Genomic DNA, 4,163 nt, shown 5'->3' with positions numbered 1-4,163 from the left:
ATTCTTAGCTTTACACTCTATATTTATAAGCAGATAAGATAATTGAGTTAATTATATTTAAGAGAGGAAATTCTATGAATACTGCAAAATTATTTAAAACCTCTTCAACTGACCTTTTATATACCCGTAATGATATTGAAGATAGTGTTAAATTAGAAACCATCGGTATCTTAAACATGATGGTTATCCATTTCACCGATCTCTCTTTAATCACAAAACAAGCACATTGGAACATGCGCGGTCGCAACTTTATCGCTGTGCATGAGATGTTAGATGGCTTTAGAGATAGCATCGTTGGGCACTTGGATGAGTTCGCTGAGCGTGCGGTTCAGTTGGGTGGCATCGCCACAGGAACGTCACAACAAGTTAATAAATTTACATCGTTAGAAGCTTATCCTTTGGATATTCATTCTGTACAAGACCATTTAAAAGCGTTAGCCGAACGATATGCTGTTGTTGCAAATGATATTCGTAAAGCTATCGATGAAGTTGAAGATGAAAATACCGCAGATATGTTTACCGCCGCATCTCGCGATCTGGATAAATTCCTGTGGTTATTAGAAGCCAATATTGAGTAGTGTCGTAAAGCAGAGTCAATATATTGACCATGAGACCACTTCGGTGGTCTCGATTTATTTATCGCCCTACTTATCTGATGTTGGCATTTCAGGTTGTTCAATAGGGAAAATGGGTAACGAATTTAATAAACGTTTACCATAGCTTTTGGTTAATAAGCGTTTATCATAAATGATAATTTCACCATAACATTCATGACTTCGAATCAAACGTCCCGCTTGTTGGATCAAATTAAATGAAGCGCTAGGTAAACTTTGTACCTCGAATGGATAACGCTTTAATGACTTCAGCCAATCCCCTTCAGTAATAATCACAGGGTTTGTCACAGGCGGAAACGCAATCTTGTGAATATGCACCTGGGTTAAAAATTCTCCTTTTAAATCCAACCCTTCCGCAAATGATTGTAAGCCGATTAGTGCGCTTTTTTGCCCTTGTTTAATACGTTCACAGTGCGTCTCCACTAACCGGTAACGTGGCTGATCCCCTTGCACTAATAGCTGTAAACGTAAATCTTTCACATGCTCCAGAAACCCTTCCATCGCTCGCTGGCTACTAAATAGGATCAAGACCCCATGGTGATCACTATGCGTAAATTGATGACGAAAATAGGTTGCCATCTCTTTTAAATGTTCAGCTTCATTTGCCATAGTTGGCTCATGCTGCATTTTGGGGATCACCAACTTACCCTGCTCAACATGATTAAACGGTGAGGTGAGCGTCACGAAACGGTCATCACTCTTTTCGGATAATCCCGTTAACTCCATAAAACGTGAATAGCTGTTCAAAGAGCGAAGTGTTGCCGATGTTACTACAATATGAGGCACATTTTTCCATAACAAATGTTGCAGCTGTTCACTTACGCGGATCCCTGCGCAATGCATAAAAATCCGGGATTGATTTTTCTCATAACGGCGGCTAAGCCATTTCGAAACAGGTGCGCCTGAGCTTTGATCGAGCGAGGCTAAGCGCCACAATTTGGTCATATTTTCAAAATAACCCATCGCTCGGCTTGTCACTAAGATAGAACGATGTAAACGCACAATATCTTGCTTTGCCGTTTGCTCCGTTAAGTCACTGAGAATCGCCTCTGATAGCCCACGTAATGCATCCGTCAGCTTAAATAGCTCTTGGCAACATTGCTGCATAACCTCAGGCAAGATCCCCATCGGGAACAAATATTCTGACTCTTTGGATGTTTCAGGTAATAGCCCGTTCGCTAACAGTGAAAAATCACGGAAACACTCACGTAATTTTTCGGCATGTTGTTGTAGCTTATCAGGATTAGTCAACTTAGGCGGTTTTGCTGGGCGAAACTGCGCAACATACTGCCCGACATGATGAATAAAATTATCCACCTGTGCGGTAAGCTGAACTAGCGTAATTTCCCCTTCCACTTCTAAAGCGTCTCTCGCCACATCGGGAACGTGATGCCCCTCATCGAGAACCAACAGTAATTTCTTGGGATCCGGTAATACCGACTCACTTTCCATCGCGGCCATCACTAAAGCATGGTTAGCCACGACCACATCCGCATCTTCAATTTCACGGCGTGCAATAAAAAAAGGGCATCGTTGATAAAATTGGCAATTACGTCCAAGACAATTCATTTTATCGGTGCTGACTTTACGCCATAAACTATCACTAAATGCCTTTTTATGGTGGTCACGTAGCCCATCCCAAGCAAAGCTATGAAAATCATTGCGTAATTGCTGGCATTGCGCTCTCTCTTCGCTGTTGGTAATTTCAGTTTTGTCTTCCACCAACAGCATTAAATCAATTTGTTCCCCTTCCGCGGCACAAATAGCTTCTAAGTTTCGGGGACACACATAACGCGCTCGCCCAAATGCGCCTGTATATTTTAAGTCAGGGATAATTTTGCTCAGTAATGGCAAATCCTTACTGAATATTTGATCTTGGAGGGCAACGTTAGCGGTGCTCACGACCAAAGTTTTACCTTCTTCGCGCCCAACCGCAATGCCTGGTATCAAATAGGATAAGGTCTTTCCCACCCCTGTGGGTGCTTCAATAACTAAATGACGCCCTTCTACATCCGACAAATTTTTCGCCACTTCAGCAATCATCTGCCGCTGAGGCGCCCGAGAGACGAACCCCTCAATTTGATTAGATAACCCCTTATACCATTGAGTTATTTGTTCTTTGATTTTATTTGACAGAGACATAGATACGCAGAAGACCAAGTAAAAAGGAGATGATAGCCAATCAAAAAAGAGGCAGGAAAGCCCCTGTTTCTCTTTTGCGAAACCCTTCGCAAAACTACTGTATTAATTTCCATTATACACAAATTCTGGAAAGCCTTTCGCAAAACACCAAATCGAGCCAAGAAAATACCCCGTAAAACTTGTTTGCTATCACCATCCAGTTATACTTTGGCATCTTCGTATCAAATCAGGCTAATAAAAATGAAAAAAGTCGTCATCGCACTGTGCGCATTATGCGCATTGAGTTCTATTGGGGGTATTGTGCTTGCCGGGATGAATATTTATACCCGCTCCACCACACCTATAGAACAAAATCAGGCTCAATCGCCATCGATATTACCTGCACCTAATCAGATCCAGTAATCATCCATTATTAATCAAACGGGACGGTGAGTTATGATGTACAACGATTATTTTGTAACACCAGAGTGGTTAAATTCGCACCTTTCAGACAGTAATATTATTGTGCTTGATGTCTCTACACCGCCACCTACCGCCCCTTATGATTGCTACCAAAGCTACCTTGATGAGCACATTCCCCAAGCTCAATTTTTTAATCAAGATGAAGTCGCCGATAAGAGCTGCGATTTACCCCATATGCTCCCTGATGCCACCACATTTAGCCAAGCAGTTGGGGCTATGGGGATTAATAATCAAACCCAAGTCATTATTTACGCACAAAATAACTTATTTTCATCCCCGCGTGCATGGTGGACTTTCCGTACTTTAGGCTGTAAACAAGTTAAAATTTTAGCAGGCGGAATTAACGCATGGAAAACAGCGGGTTTTGCGACCCAATCCGGCAAAGTCACCCCACCCGCAGCTCAAACCTTTATTGCGGATAGACAAGATGCTAATGCGCTGAATCAACAGCAAATGTTAGAGATTGCCACTGAAGGTAAAATTCAAATTATTGATGCGCGTGCAGCTGCCCGTTTTCTGGCTCAAGCTCCTGAACCTCGTCCGGGTTTAAGGATGGGGCATATTCCAGGCAGTAAAAATGTGCCTTGGGATTTATTAGTGGATAATGGGGAATATAAATCTCCTGAACAGTTAAAAGCTATTTTTGCGCAGCAAGATGTTGATATTCTTGCGCCAACAGTCACAACCTGTGGCTCTGGCATGACTGCTGCCGTAGTTTTACTGGCATTGGTATTATTAGGCAACCCATATGTGCGCCTCTATGATGGTTCATGGGCGCAATGGGGGCAAGACAACGGGTTACCAATCGAACCTTAATCATTTTTTTCCCTCATAAATACGCGTTAATTATGAGGGAATTTATTTGTTCTATTTAAATCTAATATTATAAAAAATTAATCTAATTAATTACGTTTTCTATTACTCTATTTTTATGGAGCTAATAAC

The 4,163-nt window shown here is 41.8% G+C and carries 4 protein-coding genes; 3 read left to right on the top strand and 1 reads right to left on the bottom strand.

Annotation, left to right across the window (positions count from 1 at the left end; all coding sequences use genetic code 11):
* Positions 1-74: 74 nt before the first annotated feature.
* The gene (gene dps, locus JK188_RS16615) at positions 75-578 is read left to right on the top strand and encodes a DNA starvation/stationary phase protection protein Dps (RefSeq protein WP_211884980.1); all 504 of its coding nucleotides are present in this window, start codon (positions 75-77) and stop codon (positions 576-578) included.
* Between the two features lie 66 nt (positions 579-644).
* Here dps and dinG read toward each other — a convergent pair whose 3' ends face one another.
* Positions 645-2,756: an ATP-dependent DNA helicase DinG gene (dinG, locus tag JK188_RS16610; protein ID WP_211884978.1), complete on the bottom strand. Its 2,112-nt coding sequence runs from the start codon at positions 2,754-2,756 to the stop codon at positions 645-647.
* A gap of 240 nt (positions 2,757-2,996) precedes the next feature.
* Between dinG and JK188_RS16605 the strand changes: the two genes are divergently transcribed.
* Positions 2,997-3,158 carry a hypothetical protein gene (locus JK188_RS16605; protein ID WP_165906914.1) on the top strand — a complete coding sequence of 54 codons (162 nt, stop codon included), beginning with the start codon at positions 2,997-2,999 and terminating at the stop codon, positions 3,156-3,158.
* Between the two features lie 36 nt (positions 3,159-3,194).
* Positions 3,195-4,034 (top strand): 3-mercaptopyruvate sulfurtransferase, encoded by an 840-nt coding sequence (gene sseA / locus JK188_RS16600; protein WP_211886340.1) that lies wholly within the window; start codon positions 3,195-3,197, stop codon positions 4,032-4,034.
* The last annotated feature ends 129 nt before the right edge of the window (positions 4,035-4,163 follow it).

The organism is Providencia sp. JGM181 (genome assembly GCF_018257375.1).
In the GTDB taxonomy this organism is placed as follows: domain Bacteria; phylum Pseudomonadota; class Gammaproteobacteria; order Enterobacterales; family Enterobacteriaceae; genus Providencia; species Providencia lanzhouensis.
The sequence above is the reverse complement of the archived record's forward strand: the minus strand, read 5'-3'. Positions and strand labels throughout refer to the sequence as shown.